Origin of the sequence: Streptomyces sp. NPDC127097 (assembly GCF_042724075.1) — a bacterium.
Classification (GTDB): domain Bacteria; phylum Actinomycetota; class Actinomycetes; order Streptomycetales; family Streptomycetaceae; genus Streptomyces.
Genome location: NZ_JBHXFI010000002.1, coordinates 209973 through 226941, shown reverse-complemented (window position 1 = coordinate 226941; position 16969 = coordinate 209973). Strand labels below are relative to the sequence as shown.

The window sequence follows — 16969 nt, the reverse complement described above, 5'->3', positions numbered from 1 at the left end:
GGTGGTGGCGCCGACGCAGCGGTGACGGACGGCCCGTGGCCACAGCCGGCGGCGATCAGGTCGGATAACGGGCCGTCCGGGAAGCCTGGGCGCTCACCCGCGCCCAGCCGTGTCCGGGGACCGCCGCGTACGACTCGGTCCCCGGACACGGCTGGGCGGCGACGGAGCTGACACGGACCCCGGGGCCGGGCGGGGCAGCTCGGGGCGTCAGCTGCCGAAGGGGATGTCCCGGGAGGTGGCCATCCGGCGGGTGTCCGGGTGGGCCTTCACATAGTCGGTGATGTACGAGAGTGACTCGCGCACCGCGCTGTCGTCCGTGCCGCAGCCCTTCGGGCCGCTGACGCCGTCCGGGTAGCACGACATCCGGTTGCCGTAGATCAGGCTGTCCACGGCGGCGCTCCCGCCGGAGGAGTCGAGCAGGGTGGCGGCACGCTCCCCGTCGCCCTTGCCCACCGTCCAGCCGACGGTCTGCGCGAGCTCTCCGGCGTCCCGGGCCTTCCTGCCGGCCTCCAGCTCCTTGCGGATGCTGCCGAACTTCAAGGCCATGCTGAACTCGCCCTTGTCCATCACACGCTGATTGCCGGGGACGTTCGGCCCGTGCTCGGCGAAGCCGTCCCGGACCTGCGCGTAATCACCGCTGTAGCTGACCGCCTCCTTGGAGTTCAGGTCAGCGAGGGCGTTCTTCCAGCCACTGCCGCCCTCCTTGCCGTAGAAGCCGTAGAGCACCCGGATGCCCCTGCTCTCCAGCTTCTTGCGCGCCATGTCCCGCAGCCCGGCCACGGAGCAGTGGAGCCACTTGGGGTCGTTGCTGTCGCACCAGTCGGGGTTCTTCATGTCCAGCCAGACGAAGGAGACCTGACGCCCGTCGTCATGCTCCTTCGCCACCTGGTCGAACATGGCCGACATGGTGTCACCGTAGCTGGTGAGAGTACCGTCGTGGTCGGCCCACCAGCCCTTGCGCCAGGCCGTTGCGTCCATCTCCAGCGCGTTGGCCCCGTTCGCGAGCGCCGTGGTCACCCCGCCCGTGGTCAGCACCCGGTGGGCGATGGCCCAGGTGGGGCGCTGCTCAGTGGGACTGGGCGTGGTCCCGGAGGGCTTGTCCTCCGGTACGGCCACTGCGGCTCCGGTGCCCAGGGTGGCTGCGGAGACGACCAGGGTCAGCGGCAGCAGTATGGCGCGAAGCCGACGTGGGGCGGCCATGAGGCGTTCCTTTCCGTTGCACGGGCTACGCGTGGTGGCAGCCCGTTGTGCCGTGCGATAGCGGTCTGCCCTACAGACAGCCGGCGGGCCAACAGCCCGCAACTGCCAGCACCCTACGCCAAGTTACTCGCGGGTAATCATTGGCTGCGGTCCGTGCACGGCCGCCCCGCCCTGCCGGCCGCCGCCGTGGTTGAGCCGACGGCACTGCCGTTGAGCTTCTAAGTTCGGGGACGCCGATGTTGATGTACCGGAGAGGAACGGCCATGAGGACGCTGGTGCTGGGAAGAACGCCCGCCAGGGTGGCGGAGGTGCTGGCCACGCTGCGCGCGGACGGCTTTGACGCGGAGGGAGTGAGCACCGACGAGGAGGCCCGAAAGCTGTTGGGGACCGAGGAGTTCGGGGTGCTGATCGTTGGCGGAGGTGTGGAGCCGGATTCCCGCGCTGCGATCAAGGAGTTCGCGGGGAAGCACCGGGTGCGGCGGGTGATCGACGGCGCGCTGACGGAGCCGTTCGACGCCTACGTACGGCGGGAGTTCGAGCCGCTCATCCGGGAGGCCGCCTCCAAGGGTGACGGCCATGGAGCACCAGCGCAGCCCTGACCCGACGAAGCACTACTGGTGACCTGAGCAGGCCCTGGAGCACGCAAAAAACCGAGGAAGTGCGGAGAATTCGCGCTTAAGCCTTGAAGACCACCCCTATTGGCCTAGTACGGGCAACCATCAGGAACATGAAGAGGACTCTTACTGCCGCCTCCGTCGTCCTGGCCACCATCGCCTTGGCCTCACCTGCCGAGGCAGCCCCTGAAGGCACCCCGGCACGGGCATGCTCACTGGGCACGGTCGATCTCAAACACCCCCCGCTCGGCTATCCCGTAGACAAGATCAACGAGGTGGCGAAGCAGCTGGGGCTGGCGGAAGCCAGCGGCCTCGGCCTGGGCTGCGACAAGGCTGTACGGACCGACCCGTACTCCGAGAAATACCCCTACCCCAAGGATGGCCCGGTCGTGCTCCGCGCCAGCGAAACCGCTCGGACCCAGCTGTACTGCACCGACTCGGTCGCCTTTTTCGGCAAGATTCTCGACACCGTGCCGGTGGAGACGCTGGTGGTGATCGGATCGGGCTGCGTCGTGGAAGCGAACCCGATCATCATCTAGCAGACGCCCGCGCCCGGGAGCTACTGGGCGCCGGCGCCGGCTCGAAAGCGGTATGGCAAGGGCCCGGCCAGATGGCCGGGCCCCGTCCGTTCCCCATCAGGCTGCCGCACACCCGACCGATGGGATGAGAGGCAACCGCCGGCACTCCGCAGCCAACCGCCATCACGGTCAGGGCCATCGCCACGACGGCCGCCGTACGCCAGGAGCGCCGTGACGTCGGCGCAACCGGCTGCAAGTCCCCGGTCCGGCCCAGCAGTGCACCTCGGCACTCTCCGCGAGCAGTCGGGCGGCGATGACCGCGCTGGGGGCTTCGCGGAGATCGTCGGTTCCCGCCTTGAAGGTCATGCCCAGGAGGGCGATGCGGCGTCCCTTGAGGCCGCCGAGTTCGGTCTTGAAGCGCTGGATGGCGCGCCGAGGCTGGAGGTCGTTGGCCTCGATGACGAAGTTGAGCAATTGGAAGGGAGATAGTCCTCATCCGGCCGGCATCGCTTCGGCTGTCGCTCATCGGGACGCGCTTCGACCATCGGGCGCCCCACCAATGCTGTGCCCGGAAGTGATCGCCGAGTTGGTGGCGATCGGCCTCCTGTTGCCCAACTGCGGCTCGATGATGGGGAGATGACAGCCATCTCCCGCGCACACTCGTTCAATATGGCCGCCGCCCAGTACGCGGCCAGCCGGCCTTCGTATCCGCCTGCGCTCTTCGATGCCATCGAGGAACTCATCGGTGACCGCCTGGCCGGTACCCGTGTCGCCGATGTCGGCGCGGGCACCGGGATTGCCACCGCGCTGCTGCGCGAGAGAGGTGCCGAGGTGATCGCCGTCGAGCCCGGCGAGGCCATGGCCCGCGAGTGCCGCAGGGCGCTTCCGGAGGTGCTGGTCGTGCGTGGAGACGGCAATGCCTTGCCTCTGGGCGACGCTTCCTGCGACCTCATCGCCTACGCGCAGTCCTGGCAGTGGACCGATCCGACCCGCTCCGTCCCGGAAGCACTGCGTGTCCTGAGCCCAGCCGGTGCACTGGCGATCTGGTGGAACACCACCGCCTTCGACGTTCCGTGGATACGTGCCCAGCACGAGCGCATCGCGCGCTGCGGCGGAACGCAATTGAGGCCCGCCACGCGCCCCGGCGACAGCGACGCCATCCGGCTGGCGGGCCTGACGGGTCTGCGGGTCACACGCCGCCAGGTGCGCTGGACCCGGGTGGTCCCCCTCGACATGCACTTGGCCAACATCGGCAGCCGCTCAGCCTTCCTCGTCCTGGACGAGGCTCGTGCGCGTACGTTCTTCGCCGGTGAACGCAGGCTGCTGAACGCTGCCTTCCCTGATGACGCGGTCGAGGAGACCTACCTGGTTGATCTGCTGGTGGCCTTTCGCCCATGACCTTGCCTGCCGCACACCCGACGGCCAAGATGACAACGCCGTCGCGAGCTGCTTGGGCGCGATCTCGTGTTGAGTCGGACAGGCCATACCGCCACGCTCTGCAGATACCTTCGGGCCACAGTCCGCGTGGTCCACCCGGCGAGGGCCTGAGTCGTTACCGCTTGCCGTGCCGCTCACCGACCGGCGTCCGCCAGCGAGTTCAGGGTGGTGGTGAAGCGTGAGCCGGGAGGGCAGCAGGCGGCGACCTCGGCGGCGTCGGCGGCGGTGTCCACATCACGCAGCACCGGCAGGTCGCTCACGCTCAGCCCCGCTTCGGCAAGTCGACGCCGCTGGATCGCCCCAGTGCGGTCGGTGGACATCGGCACGCCGCGCACAAGGGCTGCGGCGCGCGCCGGGTCGGCGAAACCCAGCGCCCAGAAGCCGCCGTCCGCGGCCGGCCCGAACCAGGCATCGGTGCCGTCCCGGCCGACACCCGCAAGCAGGTCCGTGGTCAGTTGGGGGGTATCCATCCCGACCAGGAGTGCCGGACCACGGTCACAGTGGCCAAAGGCGGCCGCGATCCGCTCGTCCAGGCCGCCGGCGCCCTGGGGCACGATGTCGAATCCGGGCGGCAGCCAGGGGCCGGGAACACCGTCGAGAACAAGGACTCGGCGCCGGACGGGGGCCCCGAGCACCGTGTGCAGGGTGTCGGCAAGGGCTGCCTCGGCCAGAGCAGCCGCCTCCCGGGGGGTGTAGGGCGGGGTGAGCCGTGTCTTGACCCGCCCCGGCACCGGTTCTTTGGCGATGACCAGCAGCGTGTCCGTAAGCCGGGCACTCATCGCCCGGTTCCTGGGGTGGTCGCCACGGACACCCGGTCGGTGACGGGCCGCTCGGCAAGGACGGCGCGCATGTCCCGTACCGCCTGCCACGTGCCCCGCCAGGTACCGGTGACCTTCGAGCGGCCGGTGCGCGGGTGATACGGCACATCCGTCTCCGCCACGCGCCAGCCTGCATCGGCGGCGCGGACCACCATCTGGAGCGGGTAGCCGGAGCGTCGGTCGGTCAGGTCCAGAGCGAGCAGGGCCTGGCGGCGGGCGGCGCGCATCGGGCCCAGGTCGTGCAGCGGTAGTCCGGTACGCCGGCGGATCAGGCGGGCCAGCTCCAGGTTGGCCAGGCGGGCGTGCAGTGGCCAGGCGCGGCGTGTAACGGGCCTGCGGCGGCCCAGTACAAGGTCGGTGGAACCGTCGAGGACGGGCCCGCCGACAGCGGGCAGAAGTGCGGGATCGAGGGAGGCGTCGCAGTCGCAGAAGCAGACGACGTCGGCGGTGGCGGCGGTCAGGCCCGTGTGGCAGGCGGCGCCGAAGCCGCGTCGCGGCTCGTGGACGACATACGCCCCGAGGGCGCGGGCGATGTCCGCCGAGCTGTCGACGGAGCCGTTGTCGACGACGATCGCGCGCCAGCCCGAGGGGATTCGGCCCAGCACCCACGGCAGGGCCTCGGCCTCGTCGAGGCAGGGCAGCACCACGTCCACAGGAGAAGCCGAAGAAGGGGATGTCTCGGTCATGCCACTCACCCTACGGAGACAATGGAGATATAGGGGCGCAGAAGGGCACTTATCGGTCGCTGACATCCTCTGACGCTGGGCAGACCGTCCAGCGCCGCGAGGTTGGCCCGGGACACGTCCCTGACATGGACGAAGTCCCGCCGCTGGGCACCGTCCTCGAACACCCGCGGTGCCTCACCGCGCTCCAGCGCGGACCGGAACAGCGCGGCGACGCCGGCGTACGGGGTGTCACGCGGCATCCCGGGCCCGTACACGTTGTGGTAGCGCAACGCGGCCACCCGCCCGCCGACGGCGCGCGCCCACGCGAAGGCAAGGTGCTCCTGCGCGAGCTTGGTGGCGGCATAGACGTTGCGCGGATCAAGCGGGGCAGCCTCGGCCACCAGGCCGGGCGCGAGCGACTCACCACACCTCGGGCAGGGCGGTTCAAAACGTCCTGCCTCCAAGTCGGCCACCGTGCGCGGCCCCGGCCGTACGACACCGTGCCCCGGGCACTCGTAGCGCCCTTCTCCGTAGACCCCCATCGAACTCCAGCAGGCCGAAGCCCGCGCGGGCCGCGATCCGCCGAAGCCCACCGGCTCGCGCCGCGGCGGCCTGTTCGGCTGTCGGGGTGGTCGTCGGCGACCGATCGTGCCGCTGCCGCCGGCTCGGCCGCCGGGCCACCACGATGAGGAGAACACCGTCGGCCGGAGCGAGCCGCCCATACCGCGAACGATGTGATCCGCTGTGTCGAACCGTAAGGATGCCCGCGTCAACGAACGGTCAGCCTTCCCGGCTCACGCGGTGACGACGAGTGCGCAGAAGCGGGAGGGCCGACGCGAGTGCCGACGCGATGTGTGGGCGGTGGTGGCCGCGGTCGTGCTGTTTGCGCTGGCGGTGCTCATCGGAAGACTCCTCAACCGGACCGTTTACGGTTCGGAGGGGATTCTGCGGCTGGGGTGGCCTCCGCTGTATGCGTGGTGGCTGCCGCATGTCGGTCCGGGGACGCCGGCGGCTCTCGCCGTCGCCGCGCTGGTGGTGGTCTACGGCCCGCCGACTGCGCGGCGCCTGTCGTGGCGGGCGCTGGTGCCGGCTGTCTGGGGCGCGGCAATGGCATGGACGTGGTCGCTGGCGCTCGTGGACGGTTGGGGGCGTGGCGTCGCCGAGCGGCTGACCACCGGTTTGGAATACCTGCAATCGGTGAACGACGTGCACGATGTGCCCGCTTTCCTCCGGGACTTCACGAATCACATCCTGGTCGGCTCGCCCCACATCTGGCCGGCGCATGTGGCCGGCCACCCGCCCGGCGCACTGCTGACGTTCGTCGGCCTGGACCGTATCGGGTTGGCCGGCGGCGCCTGGGCGGCAGCCTGGTGCATCACCGTCGGTTCGTCGTTCGCGGCCGCGGTCGTGGTGACCGTGCGAGCGCTGTGTGGTGAGCAACTGGCCCGGCGAGCGGCCCCGTTCCTGGTGCTGGCCCCCGCGGCGGTGTGGATCGGTGTCAGTGCCGACGGCTATTTCGCCGGTGTCTCCGCCTGGGCGGTGGCGCTGCTCGCGCTGGCGGCCACCCGCACCACGCGCCTGCCCGGCCTCGCGGCTGTGGGCGCCGGTCTGCTCATGGGGCTTGCCTGGTACCTCTCCTACGGCCTGACAGTCCTGGTCGTGCTCGGTGCCGCCGTCCTCCTCCTCGCCCGGTCTGCCCGCCCCCTTCCGTTGGTGGTCCTGGGAGTGCTGCCGTGGGTGGCGGCCTTCACCGCCGCCGGATTCTGGTGGCTCGACGGCTACGCGACCCTCGTCGAGCGCTACTACCAGGGCGCCGCCAAGGTCCGCCCATACGGCTACTTCATCTGGGGCAACCTGGCCGCTCAGGTGCTGACAGTGGGCCTGGCCACGGTCGCGGGTCTGTGCCGGGCCGCCGGACCTCTGCGGCCGGCCGTGCGAGGGATGCGGCGTAGGTCACCGGCCGGGCGTGGTGCACTGTCGGTGCTGGTCGCTGCGGCGTTGTGCATGATGCTGCTCGCGGATCTGTCCGGAATGAGCAAGGCAGAGACCGAACGGATCTGGCTGACCTTCGCGGTCTGGCTGCTCCCCGCCTGCGCGCTGCTCCCACACCGGGCTCATGCCCGGTGGCTGGCCGCCCAGGCCGTCCTCGCCCTCCTCGTCAACCATCTTTTGCTGACCGGCTGGTGACGGCTGCGCGGCCTGGGTCCGGAGCGGGAGCCGCCATCCGGCAACGCAGTGCCCGCTGCCGCAACTTCCCTCAGCCTTGGTGTCTCGTGTGTGCTGGGCGAGAGCCGGCGGACCGCTTCAGCTCCAGGAAGTGGCGGTCACCGACCGACCAGTGTTCGCCCGGCTGCCACCCGGTGACCGCTGCCGTGCGACGCAACGCGGCAACGCCGACACGGGCCCAGGGGAAGGGCATGCCAAGGCGGCCACGGCCGTCATCGAACCGCACACGCAACCGTTCGTCGACGTCCTGCCGGCCCTTTCCCGGAACTGGCGGCCTTGGTTACGCCTGGTGTCGGCCGGGCGCCTTCGGAGGGGCTTCGTGCGCTCTCGGCCGGGGCGGATGCGCACGCCACATGGTGACCAGCAAACACACCGCGGAGGCTGCGAAGAGGGCAGCCGTGATCAGCAGCCAGCGGCCCCAGAACACATCGGCCGGTAGTCCGGTGTACGAGGTGAAGCCCGGGACCCGGTTCAGGATGAGCGGATACCAGACGAGGTGCAGTAGGAGCGCCACGAAGGCGGGCACGCGGAGGTAGTTGATCCGGCCCGTCAGCGAGGGCGACTGGTCCGTCGCCTCCCTTCTGCGCCGGAAGACGCATTGCACCACTCGGTCGGTGACGGTGTAGAGGGGGAGAAAAACCAAGTCGTGCAGGAGCGCGGCGCCCACGAACCAGAGGACGACGCCGAGCGTGTCTCCGTTCAGCAACCGGAGTCCCGCGTAGGCGGCCAGCGCGAAGGAACACAGCACGAGCAAGAGGTGCAGGGGGGAGGCGCCGTAGCGGGTGCGGAAGCCCTTCACTGTGCTGCTCCGAAGGTGAGGCGAGTGACCCACTTGGTGTTGTGCACACCGGGGTTGGCCGGGACGATGATCCGCGCCGGATAGCCGTGGTCCGGGGAGAGGTCCGCGCCATTGACCCGCAGGGCGAGCAGTGACCTGGGGTCACGCACCTGGTTGTCGCGCAGGTGGGTGGAGCTGAAGGCTCCTCCGCGCTGGGCGGACTCGACGAAGACACCGGGAGGGCTCTGCCGCTGTCCGACCAGGGCTGCCAGGTCGGACAACCGTACCCCGCTCCAGTGCTGGTCGTCGGTGGACCAGCCCTCCACGCAGGCGATCGGCAGGGCTGCCGTGTGCTGCGGCAGCGCCAGCACCTGCGCGCGGGTGAAGATCCGCTCCCGGCCGGGGCCGCGTACGACCAGGCGCCAGTCAGGCCCGATGTCGCGGGCACGGATACCCACCTCCGCCGCGGTCTTGTTGATCTGAAAGCCATTGGGGCCCTTTCCTGGCTCCTGCCCGTGCGGTGCCAGCAGCGCGGTCTTGCGCAGGGCCCCGCCGATGCTTTGCCCGGCCGTCACGACGAGCAGTGCCAGCGAGCCGGCACCCACCAGGCCGAGCGCGCCCCGCCGCGACATCGTGGGCGGCGCGGGGTGGGGCGTCACCAGGCCGGTGTCATCCGCCGCTTCGGGCGTCGTGCGTGCGGCGGGGGTACGCACGACGCCGCGGAAGCTACGGCCGCGCAGCGCCCTTGCCATGGTGGGAATCCGGAAGGCGACGTGGACGACGAAGGCGCCGATGAAGACCCAGGCGCCGTAGAAGTGCAGGGTGTAGAAGGACCCGGGGAAGATGTAGTGGAGCTGGATGTTGAGCACACCGGTGACGAATTCGAACAGTGCCCCGCCCACGAGGAGCAGCAACGAGAGCCGCTCCAGTGCATGACTCAGTGAACGCACCGGCGGCCAGGTGAACAGCTTGGGGACGACCGACCAGAGCTTCGCCAGCAGGATCGGGATCAGCACCACGCCCAGCGTCACGTGGATTCCCTGGGTGAGGCGGTAGAGCCAGTACGGGCTGGTCGGCCAGGAGAACAGATAGAAGCCGAGCCAGCCCTTCCCCGGCGTCTTGTCATTGCCCGGTGCCAGGTTCGGGTTGTACGCGGCGTAGGACAGCAGTCCGGTCACGAACAGCACGGTGATGCCGACCAGGAGGATCAGCCCGAACACCGACGTCAGCCACGGTCCCCGCAACGGACTGCGCCAGAAGCCCGGCCGTGTGGGGCCCGGCGGCGGAGTGTTCAGCTTTGCGGCGAGGCGCCGACGACGACCGGCACGGGGCTTGGCAGCCTTTTCGGTGAGTGGGGAGGCGCCGGCGGCCCGTCGATGTGCGGAGCTCCCTCGGGGTGGCGGGCTGCTGTCGGCTGCCTTGTCAGGCTGTCGCTGCGGCCTGGCACGCCGGGGCTCGCCCTCACGGTCGCTACCCTCCACATCGATCCCCTCACGGTGGCCGGTGCGACATGATCGCCGCCCAGAACCCACCGTATGCAGCTCGATGCTCAATTCATCCTTTGCCGCACATTGCGGAACTCTTTCGGCCCCATGCCGACCTGTGGTGGGCCGACGCCCTGGCCACGGCTGCTGCCGGCGGGAACCGCGAGCGCAAAGCCGCGGCGGGAGGAGTGCTGAGTATGCTCACCGCGCAGCCGGCTTGCTCCGGCGGAGCGTGGATCATGAAAGATCCCGCTCATCCCACCAGCTGATCGACTCCATCCCAGGCCGAGAGTCAGGAAGCGGCTTGCCAGCGGTCAGCCGCCGGCCTGTGGGCGGCGCTCGTCGCCTCATCACCCATGTTTGCGCGCACCTGCGGGAAGAGATGATGGCCGACGCCTGACCGCACCGCTTCTCAGCGGCCGGGCATCGCCGCTCGGGTGGTCGGGACCTCGGACAGCCAGCAGGCTGGAGAGGACGCGTGGTCCATCCAGATGTTCGTTCGGGGCGGAGGTGCCATATGAGCACGTGGCCAGTCACGCTCCCCGCACTGCGGCCGCTGGTCGCACTCCCCGGCGTGTATCTCCCGCAGCACGACACACGGCTCCTGTTGCGAGCCTTGTACCGCGAAGGGGTGGGAGCAGGCACCGAGCTCCTGGACCTCGGCTCGGGAAGTGGGGCCCTCGCGGTGGAAGCGGCCCGGCGTGGCGCTCTGGTCACCGCCGTCGACATCTCCTGGCGGGCAGTGCTCTCCACAAGGATCAACGCCTGGCTCTCCCGGCAGCGCGTCACCGTGCGTCGCGGTGATCTGACCGCAGCTGTCGGTGACCGCTCTTTCGACATACTCGTCAGCAACCCGCCTTACGTCCCCGCCCCTGGCAATCAGGCTCCCCGGGGGCCGGCGCGGGCCTGGGACGCGGGAAGCGACGGCCGGCTGCTCGTCGACCGCATCTGCGAGGCCGCGCCGCGCGCGCTCCGCCCACGCGGCGTGCTGCTCATGGTTCATTCCGGACTGTGTGGCATCGAGGACTCCTTGGAGCGACTGACCTCCGCAGGGCTACGGGCGGCGGTCAGCGACCGCGCGGTCATACCGTTCGGCCCGGTCCTGCGCTCCCGCTTGGCCTGGCTGCGGCGCCAAGGCTTGCTGGACCGGGTCCAGGAGACGGAAGAATTGGTGATCATCCGTGCCGAGAACTCCTGAGCGGCCACGCCGCATCACTCTCGTCCGTAACGGTCCGCTCCTGGTGGAGGGCCCCGTGGAAGTGGTGGGTGAGGACGGTGCGGTAGCCGTCTCCCGACGCTTCACCGTCGCGATCTGCATGTGCCGGCGCAGCCGCAGCTACCCCTGGTGCGACACCAGCCACCGTCAGCGCTCGAAGCCCACCTCCGATGCCGCCGAAGACACCGGCTGCCCTGCTGCGGACCGGACCGCCGAAGGAGACCAGCGATGAAGGCCGACCTCGGAGCCGCCCGGTCCCGGCCGCAGCTTCCGCGACCGCGCGGCTGCCTGTCCGACGCAGTGATCTCGTGGCTCCGCACCGGGGAGGGCACCTTGCCGACCCGGGAGGAGATCCAGCGCAAGGACCCATACGGGGCTGATCCCCAGCTCGCCCTCTACGTGCTGTACGAACTGCACTATCAGGGCTTCGACCACGTGGACGACGACCATGAATGGGCCCCCGAACTGCTGGTGGTGCGGCGCCACCTGGAGGAGGAGTTCCTCCGGACCCTGCGTGCCGACGTCCCGGCGCTCGGCGCGCGGGAGGCGATGGCCGGGCTACTGACCGAGCCCGCCGGCGACGACGACAGCAGCATCAGCCACTACTTGAAGCGCGCCGGCCGGCTGTGGCAACTGCGGGAGTACGCGGCCCTCCGCTCGCTGTACCACCTCAAGGAAGCAGACCCGCACGCCTGGGTCCTCCCCCGCCTGCGGGGCCGTGCCAAGGCCGGGATGGCGGCCATCGAATTCGACGAGTTCGGTGCAGGACGCGCCGAGAACATCCACGCGCAGCTCTTCGCCGACCTCATGGCAGACCTCGCCCTGGAAACCGCCTACGGACACTACGTCGACCTGGCGCCCGCGGAGACACTAGCCATCGTCAACCTCATGTCTCTGCTGGGACTCCATCGGTCGCTGCGCGGGGCGCTGATCGGTCACTTCGCCACGGTCGAGGTGACCTCGCCGCCAGGGTCACGACGCCTGGCAGAGACCATGCGCCGCACCGGCGCCGGGGCCGCGGCGGAGAGGTTCTACGACGAACACGTCGAAGCCGACGCGGTCCATGAACAAATCGTCCGCAGAGAGGTGGTCGAGGGTCTGCTGAAGGACGAGCCGGACCTCGAACCCGATGTCGCCTTCGGCATCGGTGCCACTGGATTCTTGGAGGGTCGGCTCACCAGATATCTCCTCGCCGCCTGGCGGGAGGAGCGCAGTGCGCTGCCGGCCCCGTTGCCGCTCGTGGCCCCCGGACGCCGCGAGCCAAAACCAAGCGGAGTGGGTGGGGGCTGAGGGCCTTCCGCCAGAGAAGGATCAGGAGGCGGGCATGGACGAGACCGGCGAAAACTTCAGCGACGCGACGGGAAGCGCGCTCTCCCAGGAGTCGCGGCCCGCCGTGGTGGAAGCGCGCGAGCACGTGTCTTTGAACGGGGTCCATGTGATGGCGGCAGCCACCGTGAGAGCACACCTTGCCGGCGGCGAGGAGGAGTGGTCGCGCTTCGCCATGCACTGGGAGGACCTGTCACAGGACCGGTACGCGTCCGAACGGGGCACATGCCGTCTGCGCCGTTACGGACGGTTCTCGCTCACACCCGCCACCGGTGACCTCTCCCAGTTGCCGCACTGCCCGTTCGTCCAGCCGGACCGTAGCAACCCCCTCTACGTCGACGTCGTCCGTCACTTTGATCCGCTCACCAACGCCTTTGCGGCAGACCCGCTGCTTCGCTCGGTCGTGTCACTGCTCGGCCATGTCGCGGGCGCCCTCGACTCCGCCCCGGACTGGATCGTAAAAGTGCACCCTTTCCGTGTCGTCGCCGCGGCCGACGGTGAAGGACAGCCGACCCCGGAGGGGCGCCACCGTGACGGAGTGACGCTGGTCAGTTCCTTGCTGGTCGGCCGAAGCAATGCGATCGGAGGCCGGAGCACCGTCGTCACGGCGGACGGGGCCGAGCTGCTGTCGACGACTCTGGAGGAGCCCGCCACCCTGCTGCTGTCGGACGATCGCAGCACTCTGCACGGCGTGTCACCGATCCGTCCGCTGGACCCGGCTCGACCTGCGCACCGGGACGTACTGGTGACCACGCTTACACCGGCCTGAGCCGAAGAGGATCTGCACACCGGTCTGGGTGACGCGGACTTCCTGGAGCATCTCGTTCCAGCGTCGGTCGGCACATTCTTCTACCGACTCATGGCGTCCATCAGATGTCTGCCGTGGGCCCAGCGAATTCATTTGTCCTCCGCCTCCTCAACAGCACGTAGGTGTGCCGCAACGCCGGCTCTGCTTCGCACGTGGACATCACGCGCCGTCACGGTAGGGGGCCTGCGCATGGTCCGCCCGGCCCCCGGCCCCTATCAACCCGGTCTCCGCACTGCCGCCATGGCTTTCCAGGCTCGGCAGCTCTTTGCGGAACCAGTGCGCGACGAAGGCGGGAAGTCCGCCCCGTAGAGCCTGCGCGGCGCGCACCCACGGCTGGGCGTAGATGGCAGGTGCCCTCCTCTCCACGCCGCGGACCAGCCGGTCCGCGACCGCCTGCGGGCTATGGACCTTCTTCGCCGGCCATGGCATTCGTGTGCGGAGTTCCGTCAGCGCAACGGCATCGATGAGCTCCGTATCCGCCCAGCTCAGGTAGGCAATTCCCACGTCCACGCCGCGATGAGCCACCTCGACGCGGAGGGCTTGCGCGAATGCTTCGACGCCCGCCTTCGAAGCGCAATAAGCCGACATCAAGGGGGCGGCGGTGAAGCTGGCGAGCGAAGCCATCTGTAGGTAGTACCCCTGCGTGGCGAGTAGGCCGGGCAGGAAGGCACGTGCCGTGAGGGAGCTGCCGATGAGGTTGACCTCGATGACGCGGCGCCATACGGCCGGATCGGAGCGCAGGAAGGAGCAAACCGTGGCCACACCTGCGTTGCCGACCACCACGGAAGGCGGCCCAAGGTCTTTTTGAATCCTGGCGGCGGTTTCCGCCAGGGCCGCGCCATCGGTTACATCAGCGAGCCAGTAATGGACGCGACCGGGGGACGACGCCGCGACCCGCGCGAGTTCGCCCTCTTCCAGCCCGACGAGCGCCACCGTCGCGCCGCGGTGGACGAGGGAGTCCGCCATACAGGCCCCCAGCCCGCGGGCTGCCCCGGTCACTACCGCGATCCGGCCCGAGAGCGGCTGACGGGTCACATCCCTACTCCCTCCGATATCACGGCTCCCTGATCGCCCCGATCGCTCAAGGCAATGGAGTTCCACCGGTGGCGTTGACGATCTCGGCGGTGATGTAGCTGGCGCGCGAGGAGGCGAGAAAGACGTAGGCGGGCGCCATCTCCGCCGGCTGGGCCGGCCGCCCCAGGGGGGCTTGCTTGCCGAAGTTGGCGGTGTCCGGCAACGTCGCTGGGATCAGCGGCGTCCACACCGGCCCGGGTGCCACCGCGTTCACGCGGATATCGTCAGAGGCCAGCATCTGCGCCAGCCCCTGCGTAAACGTGACGATAGCCCCCTTCGTAGTCGCATAGTCGAGCAGGTGCGGACTGGGTTTGTAAGCCTGGACGGAAGCGGAATTGATGATGGAACCGCCCTTGGGAATGTGCGGCAGTGCCATTTTGGAGAGCCAGAACATCCCGTAGATGTTGGTGCGCATCACCCGGTCGAACTGCTCGGTGGTGATGTCCTGAATCCCATCTGGCTGGGACATCTGGTAGGCCGCGTTATTCACCAGGATGTCGATCCGGCCGAACTCCGCCACCGCGCCCTCGACCAGCAGTCGGCACTGTTCCTCTTCCCGGATGTCGCAGGAAACCGGAACGGCCTTGCGGCCCGCTTCCGTGACGAGCCGGGTGGTCTCTGCCGCTTCTTCCTCTTCCTCGGGAAGATGGGTGAACATCACGTCCGCGCCTTCTCGCGCGAACGCCAGCGCAACGGCCCGGCCAATGCCGGAATCGCCTCCGGTGAGCAGCGTTTTCCGCCCTTCCAGGAGACCACTCCCCCGGTAGGAATCCTCCCCGTGATCGGGCGGCGGATCCATCGGCCCCGTCCACCCCGGAGGGCTCTGGTCCTGTTGCGGGAATTCAGGCTGCGGGTGCTTGGTGACGGGATCGCGAGGGGTCGGATCTTCGTCTGCCATGTCGGACCTCCTGTGAGTGGGCTTTCCCGGCGTGCCTGCGCCCGCTCCCGGGTGCCCGCAGAAGCGCACATAATGCAGCGAGCGCGCCCAAAGGTCCGCGCGTCGAACCAGGTGGCGCAGACGCGACGCGATACGCCGGGCTCCGACCCTTGTGCCTCATGCCCTCCTCGTCCATGGCGAGCCCGCCCTTCGCCATCGCGCTCTCGACGGCGCTCTTCGGGCCTCAGTCGCGAGCGCCGTACCTCCAGGCTGCGGGCCATCAGGACCCTTCGCACCTCAGCCCGGCCCACTCACAGCCGACAGGCTCCGGGAGCCGGAACTGCGCGCCCATTCCGTCAGGCGCATGGTGGAAGGGAGCACCGGAGCGGGAGACGTCGTGGGGAGTGGCCATGAGGGCTCTGACCTGGCACGGCAGGCGTGACGTGCGTGTGGAGACCGTCCCGGATCCGACGATCCAGGAACCGACCGACATCATCGTGCGCGTCACCTCCACCGGCATCTGCGGTTCGGATTTGCACCTGTACGAAGCCTTCAGTCCCTACCTCGACCCAGGTGACGTGCTCGGCCACGAGCCCATAGGCATCGTTGAGGAGGTCGGCAGCGAGGTCACCGACGTGGCGGTGGGAGACCGGGTGGTGGTCCCCTTCAATGTCTCCTGCGGCACGTACTGGATGTGTCAACGCGGCCTGCACTCCCCGTGCGAGACCACTCAGGTCACCGACCGCGGCATGGGGGCCTCTCTCTTCGGGTTCACCACGCTCTACGGCCAAGTCCCCGGCGGCCAGGCCGAGTTCCTACGCGTGCCGTTCGGTGACACCCTGCGGCCTTGTGGGGCGGCCTCCGGGAACGACTGGTGGGTCAGGCGGAGGGCCGATTACCGCAAGTGAGAGGCGGGCGCCGTGGAGCATGGCGTCGATGTGATCGACTGGGAGGGCGGCGGGGCGGACGTGTCTGCTATGCGGCTCGGCGATATTTCGCGGCCGGATGCGTAAGTCCGAGCTGCTCACATTCGGCCACAGCACCGCAGATCGGCAGCAGCTGATCGAGCTGCTGCAATGGGCGAACGTGACATCGGTGGTGGACGTACGGATTGGGCCCGGCAGCCGGCGCAACCCCCACCTGGCCCGCAGCAGCCTCGCTCGCTGGATGCCGGAGGCGGGCATTGACTACCGCTGGGAACCAGATCTGGGGGGGGTTCCGCAAAGCACCAGCCAACTCCCCGGACGTCGTCTGGCGCAACGCCTCGTTCAGGGGCTATGCCGCCTACATGCGTGAGCCCGCCTTCGTGGCCGCTTTGGACCAACTGCTCGACGAAGCCTTGGATTCCCGGACCACGGTGATGTGCAGTGAGGCGGTCTGGTGGCGCTGTCACCGGCGCCTGATCGCCGACTTCGCCACCGTGCAACACCTGATGCACGACAAGCGGCTTGTGCCCCACCGGCCGACCCCGGGGCTGCGGCTGCGTCACGACGGCCTGCTCGTCTACGACGACACCGCAGCCGCCGCTGTCTGACAGCTCCGCCGGTTCGGCCGAGACACAGACGCATACCTCCGGCCATACCCGCAGACGTCCTGGACAGCCAACGACGATCTCCCATTCATGATCAGGAGAAGATTGCGTGCACCTGGTCGACTGCTTCAGGACCGTAGCCAACCGTGCCCACGGGGACTGCCCCGTCGATCGCCTCGATGATGCGCCCGGCCCAAACAGGACCGAATCCTCCGCACAGTTCAATCAGCTGCACGCCCTCGTCCACCAGGCGACGCGCGGCGTCAAGGCCCTGATCGGGCTTCTCCACGCCGACGAGGACAGTGCGGCACGTGCCGGTGTCCACGACGTTGAAGTCGCCGCCTGCGGCGCTCCCGGCCGCCGTGTAGATGAATCCCCAGTGTGTGAGCGCCATGCG

At 69.2% G+C, this 16969-nt stretch carries 17 protein-coding genes and 4 pseudogenes; 10 read left to right on the top strand and 11 right to left on the bottom strand.

Going from position 1 to position 16969, the window contains the following annotated elements; translation table 11 throughout:
* Positions 1–207: 207 nt before the first annotated feature.
* Positions 208–1200 carry a phospholipase gene (locus ACFWJW_RS02950; protein WP_387233979.1) on the bottom strand — a complete coding sequence of 331 codons (993 nt, stop codon included), beginning with the start codon at positions 1198–1200 and terminating at the stop codon, positions 208–210.
* 263 nt (positions 1201–1463) lie between these two features.
* Between ACFWJW_RS02950 and ACFWJW_RS02945 the strand changes: the two genes are divergently transcribed.
* On the top strand, positions 1464–1799 hold the full coding sequence (locus ACFWJW_RS02945) for a hypothetical protein (RefSeq protein WP_387233976.1): 336 nt from the start codon (positions 1464–1466) through the stop codon (positions 1797–1799).
* A 128-nt stretch (positions 1800–1927) separates the two neighbouring features.
* Positions 1928–2353 (top strand): hypothetical protein, encoded by a 426-nt coding sequence (locus ACFWJW_RS02940; RefSeq protein WP_387233973.1) that lies wholly within the window; start codon positions 1928–1930, stop codon positions 2351–2353.
* A 168-nt stretch (positions 2354–2521) separates the two neighbouring features.
* On the opposite strand, the gene ACFWJW_RS02935 is transcribed toward ACFWJW_RS02940, so the two are convergent.
* The gene (locus tag ACFWJW_RS02935) at positions 2522–2806 is read right to left on the bottom strand and encodes a UDP binding domain-containing protein (RefSeq protein WP_387233970.1); all 285 of its coding nucleotides are present in this window, start codon (positions 2804–2806) and stop codon (positions 2522–2524) included.
* A gap of 162 nt (positions 2807–2968) precedes the next feature.
* Here ACFWJW_RS02935 and ACFWJW_RS02930 point away from each other — a divergent pair, with 162 nt between their 5' ends.
* Entirely contained in the window at positions 2969–3730 is a 762-nt protein-coding gene (locus tag ACFWJW_RS02930) for a class I SAM-dependent methyltransferase (protein ID WP_387233967.1), read from the top strand.
* 173 nt (positions 3731–3903) lie between these two features.
* Here the strand turns inward: ACFWJW_RS02930 and ACFWJW_RS02925 are convergent, their stop codons facing one another.
* The 3 genes and pseudogenes from ACFWJW_RS02925 to ACFWJW_RS02915 form a co-directional block, all read right to left on the bottom strand.
* Positions 3904–4548 (bottom strand): DUF2064 domain-containing protein, encoded by a 645-nt coding sequence (locus tag ACFWJW_RS02925; protein WP_387233964.1) that lies wholly within the window; start codon positions 4546–4548, stop codon positions 3904–3906.
* On the bottom strand, positions 4545–5273 hold the full coding sequence (locus ACFWJW_RS02920; RefSeq protein WP_387233960.1) for a glycosyltransferase family 2 protein: 729 nt from the start codon (positions 5271–5273) through the stop codon (positions 4545–4547). Before ACFWJW_RS02920 ends, ACFWJW_RS02925 begins: the two co-directional genes overlap by 4 nt.
* A gap of 80 nt (positions 5274–5353) precedes the next feature.
* Positions 5354–5797 (bottom strand): annotated as a pseudogene (locus tag ACFWJW_RS02915) (NAD-dependent epimerase/dehydratase family protein); the annotation flags it as partial.
* A 256-nt stretch (positions 5798–6053) separates the two neighbouring features.
* Here ACFWJW_RS02915 and ACFWJW_RS02910 point away from each other — a divergent pair.
* Entirely contained in the window at positions 6054–7439 is a 1386-nt protein-coding gene (locus ACFWJW_RS02910) for a hypothetical protein (RefSeq protein WP_387234376.1), read from the top strand.
* Between the two features lie 319 nt (positions 7440–7758).
* Here the strand turns inward: ACFWJW_RS02910 and ACFWJW_RS02905 are convergent, their stop codons facing one another.
* Both ACFWJW_RS02905 and ACFWJW_RS02900 read right to left on the bottom strand, forming a co-directional pair.
* Positions 7759–8277: a hypothetical protein gene (locus tag ACFWJW_RS02905; RefSeq protein WP_387233958.1), complete on the bottom strand. Its 519-nt coding sequence runs from the start codon at positions 8275–8277 to the stop codon at positions 7759–7761.
* Complete coding sequence (locus ACFWJW_RS02900) at positions 8274–9551, bottom strand: molybdopterin-dependent oxidoreductase (protein WP_387234373.1); 1278 nt, start codon at positions 9549–9551, stop codon at positions 8274–8276. Before ACFWJW_RS02900 ends, ACFWJW_RS02905 begins: the two co-directional genes overlap by 4 nt.
* A 706-nt stretch (positions 9552–10257) precedes the next feature.
* Here ACFWJW_RS02900 and ACFWJW_RS02895 point away from each other — a divergent pair.
* The 4 genes from ACFWJW_RS02895 to ACFWJW_RS02880 are packed head-to-tail and all read left to right on the top strand — an operon-like array spanning position 10258 to position 13051.
* The gene (locus ACFWJW_RS02895; RefSeq protein WP_387233955.1) at positions 10258–10938 is read left to right on the top strand and encodes a HemK2/MTQ2 family protein methyltransferase; all 681 of its coding nucleotides are present in this window, start codon (positions 10258–10260) and stop codon (positions 10936–10938) included.
* 55 nt (positions 10939–10993) lie between these two features.
* Positions 10994–11188 carry a CDGSH iron-sulfur domain-containing protein gene (locus ACFWJW_RS02890; protein WP_387233952.1) on the top strand — a complete coding sequence of 65 codons (195 nt, stop codon included), beginning with the start codon at positions 10994–10996 and terminating at the stop codon, positions 11186–11188.
* Complete coding sequence (locus ACFWJW_RS02885) at positions 11185–12246, top strand: iron-containing redox enzyme family protein (RefSeq protein WP_387233950.1); 1062 nt, start codon at positions 11185–11187, stop codon at positions 12244–12246. Before ACFWJW_RS02890 ends, ACFWJW_RS02885 begins: the two co-directional genes overlap by 4 nt.
* A 34-nt stretch (positions 12247–12280) precedes the next feature.
* Positions 12281–13051: a 2OG-Fe dioxygenase family protein gene (locus ACFWJW_RS02880; protein WP_387233946.1), complete on the top strand. Its 771-nt coding sequence runs from the start codon at positions 12281–12283 to the stop codon at positions 13049–13051.
* On the opposite strand, the pseudogene ACFWJW_RS02875 reads toward ACFWJW_RS02880, so the two are convergent.
* From ACFWJW_RS02875 to ACFWJW_RS02865, 3 genes and pseudogenes are all read right to left on the bottom strand, one after another.
* A pseudogene (locus ACFWJW_RS02875) lies at positions 13052–13183 on the bottom strand (DUF6328 family protein); the annotation flags it as partial. It lies immediately after the preceding gene.
* 66 nt (positions 13184–13249) lie between these two features.
* A complete protein-coding gene (locus ACFWJW_RS02870) occupies positions 13250–14125 on the bottom strand; it encodes an SDR family oxidoreductase (RefSeq protein WP_387233943.1) in 876 nt (291 codons plus the stop codon).
* 46 nt (positions 14126–14171) lie between these two features.
* Entirely contained in the window at positions 14172–15062 is an 891-nt protein-coding gene (locus ACFWJW_RS02865; protein WP_387233940.1) for an SDR family oxidoreductase, read from the bottom strand.
* A gap of 389 nt (positions 15063–15451) precedes the next feature.
* On the opposite strand from ACFWJW_RS02865, the pseudogene ACFWJW_RS02860 reads away from it, so the two are divergent.
* Together ACFWJW_RS02860 and ACFWJW_RS02855 are read left to right on the top strand one after the other, a co-directional pair.
* Positions 15452–15883 (top strand): annotated as a pseudogene (locus ACFWJW_RS02860) (alcohol dehydrogenase catalytic domain-containing protein); the annotation flags it as partial.
* 163 nt (positions 15884–16046) lie between these two features.
* Positions 16047–16575: pseudogene (locus tag ACFWJW_RS02855) on the top strand (DUF488 family protein).
* Positions 16576–16666: 91 nt separating this feature from the next.
* On the opposite strand, the gene ACFWJW_RS02850 reads toward ACFWJW_RS02855, so the two are convergent.
* The gene (locus tag ACFWJW_RS02850; protein ID WP_387233937.1) at positions 16667–16966 is read right to left on the bottom strand and encodes a DUF6506 family protein; all 300 of its coding nucleotides are present in this window, start codon (positions 16964–16966) and stop codon (positions 16667–16669) included.
* Positions 16967–16969: the final 3 nt, after the last annotated feature.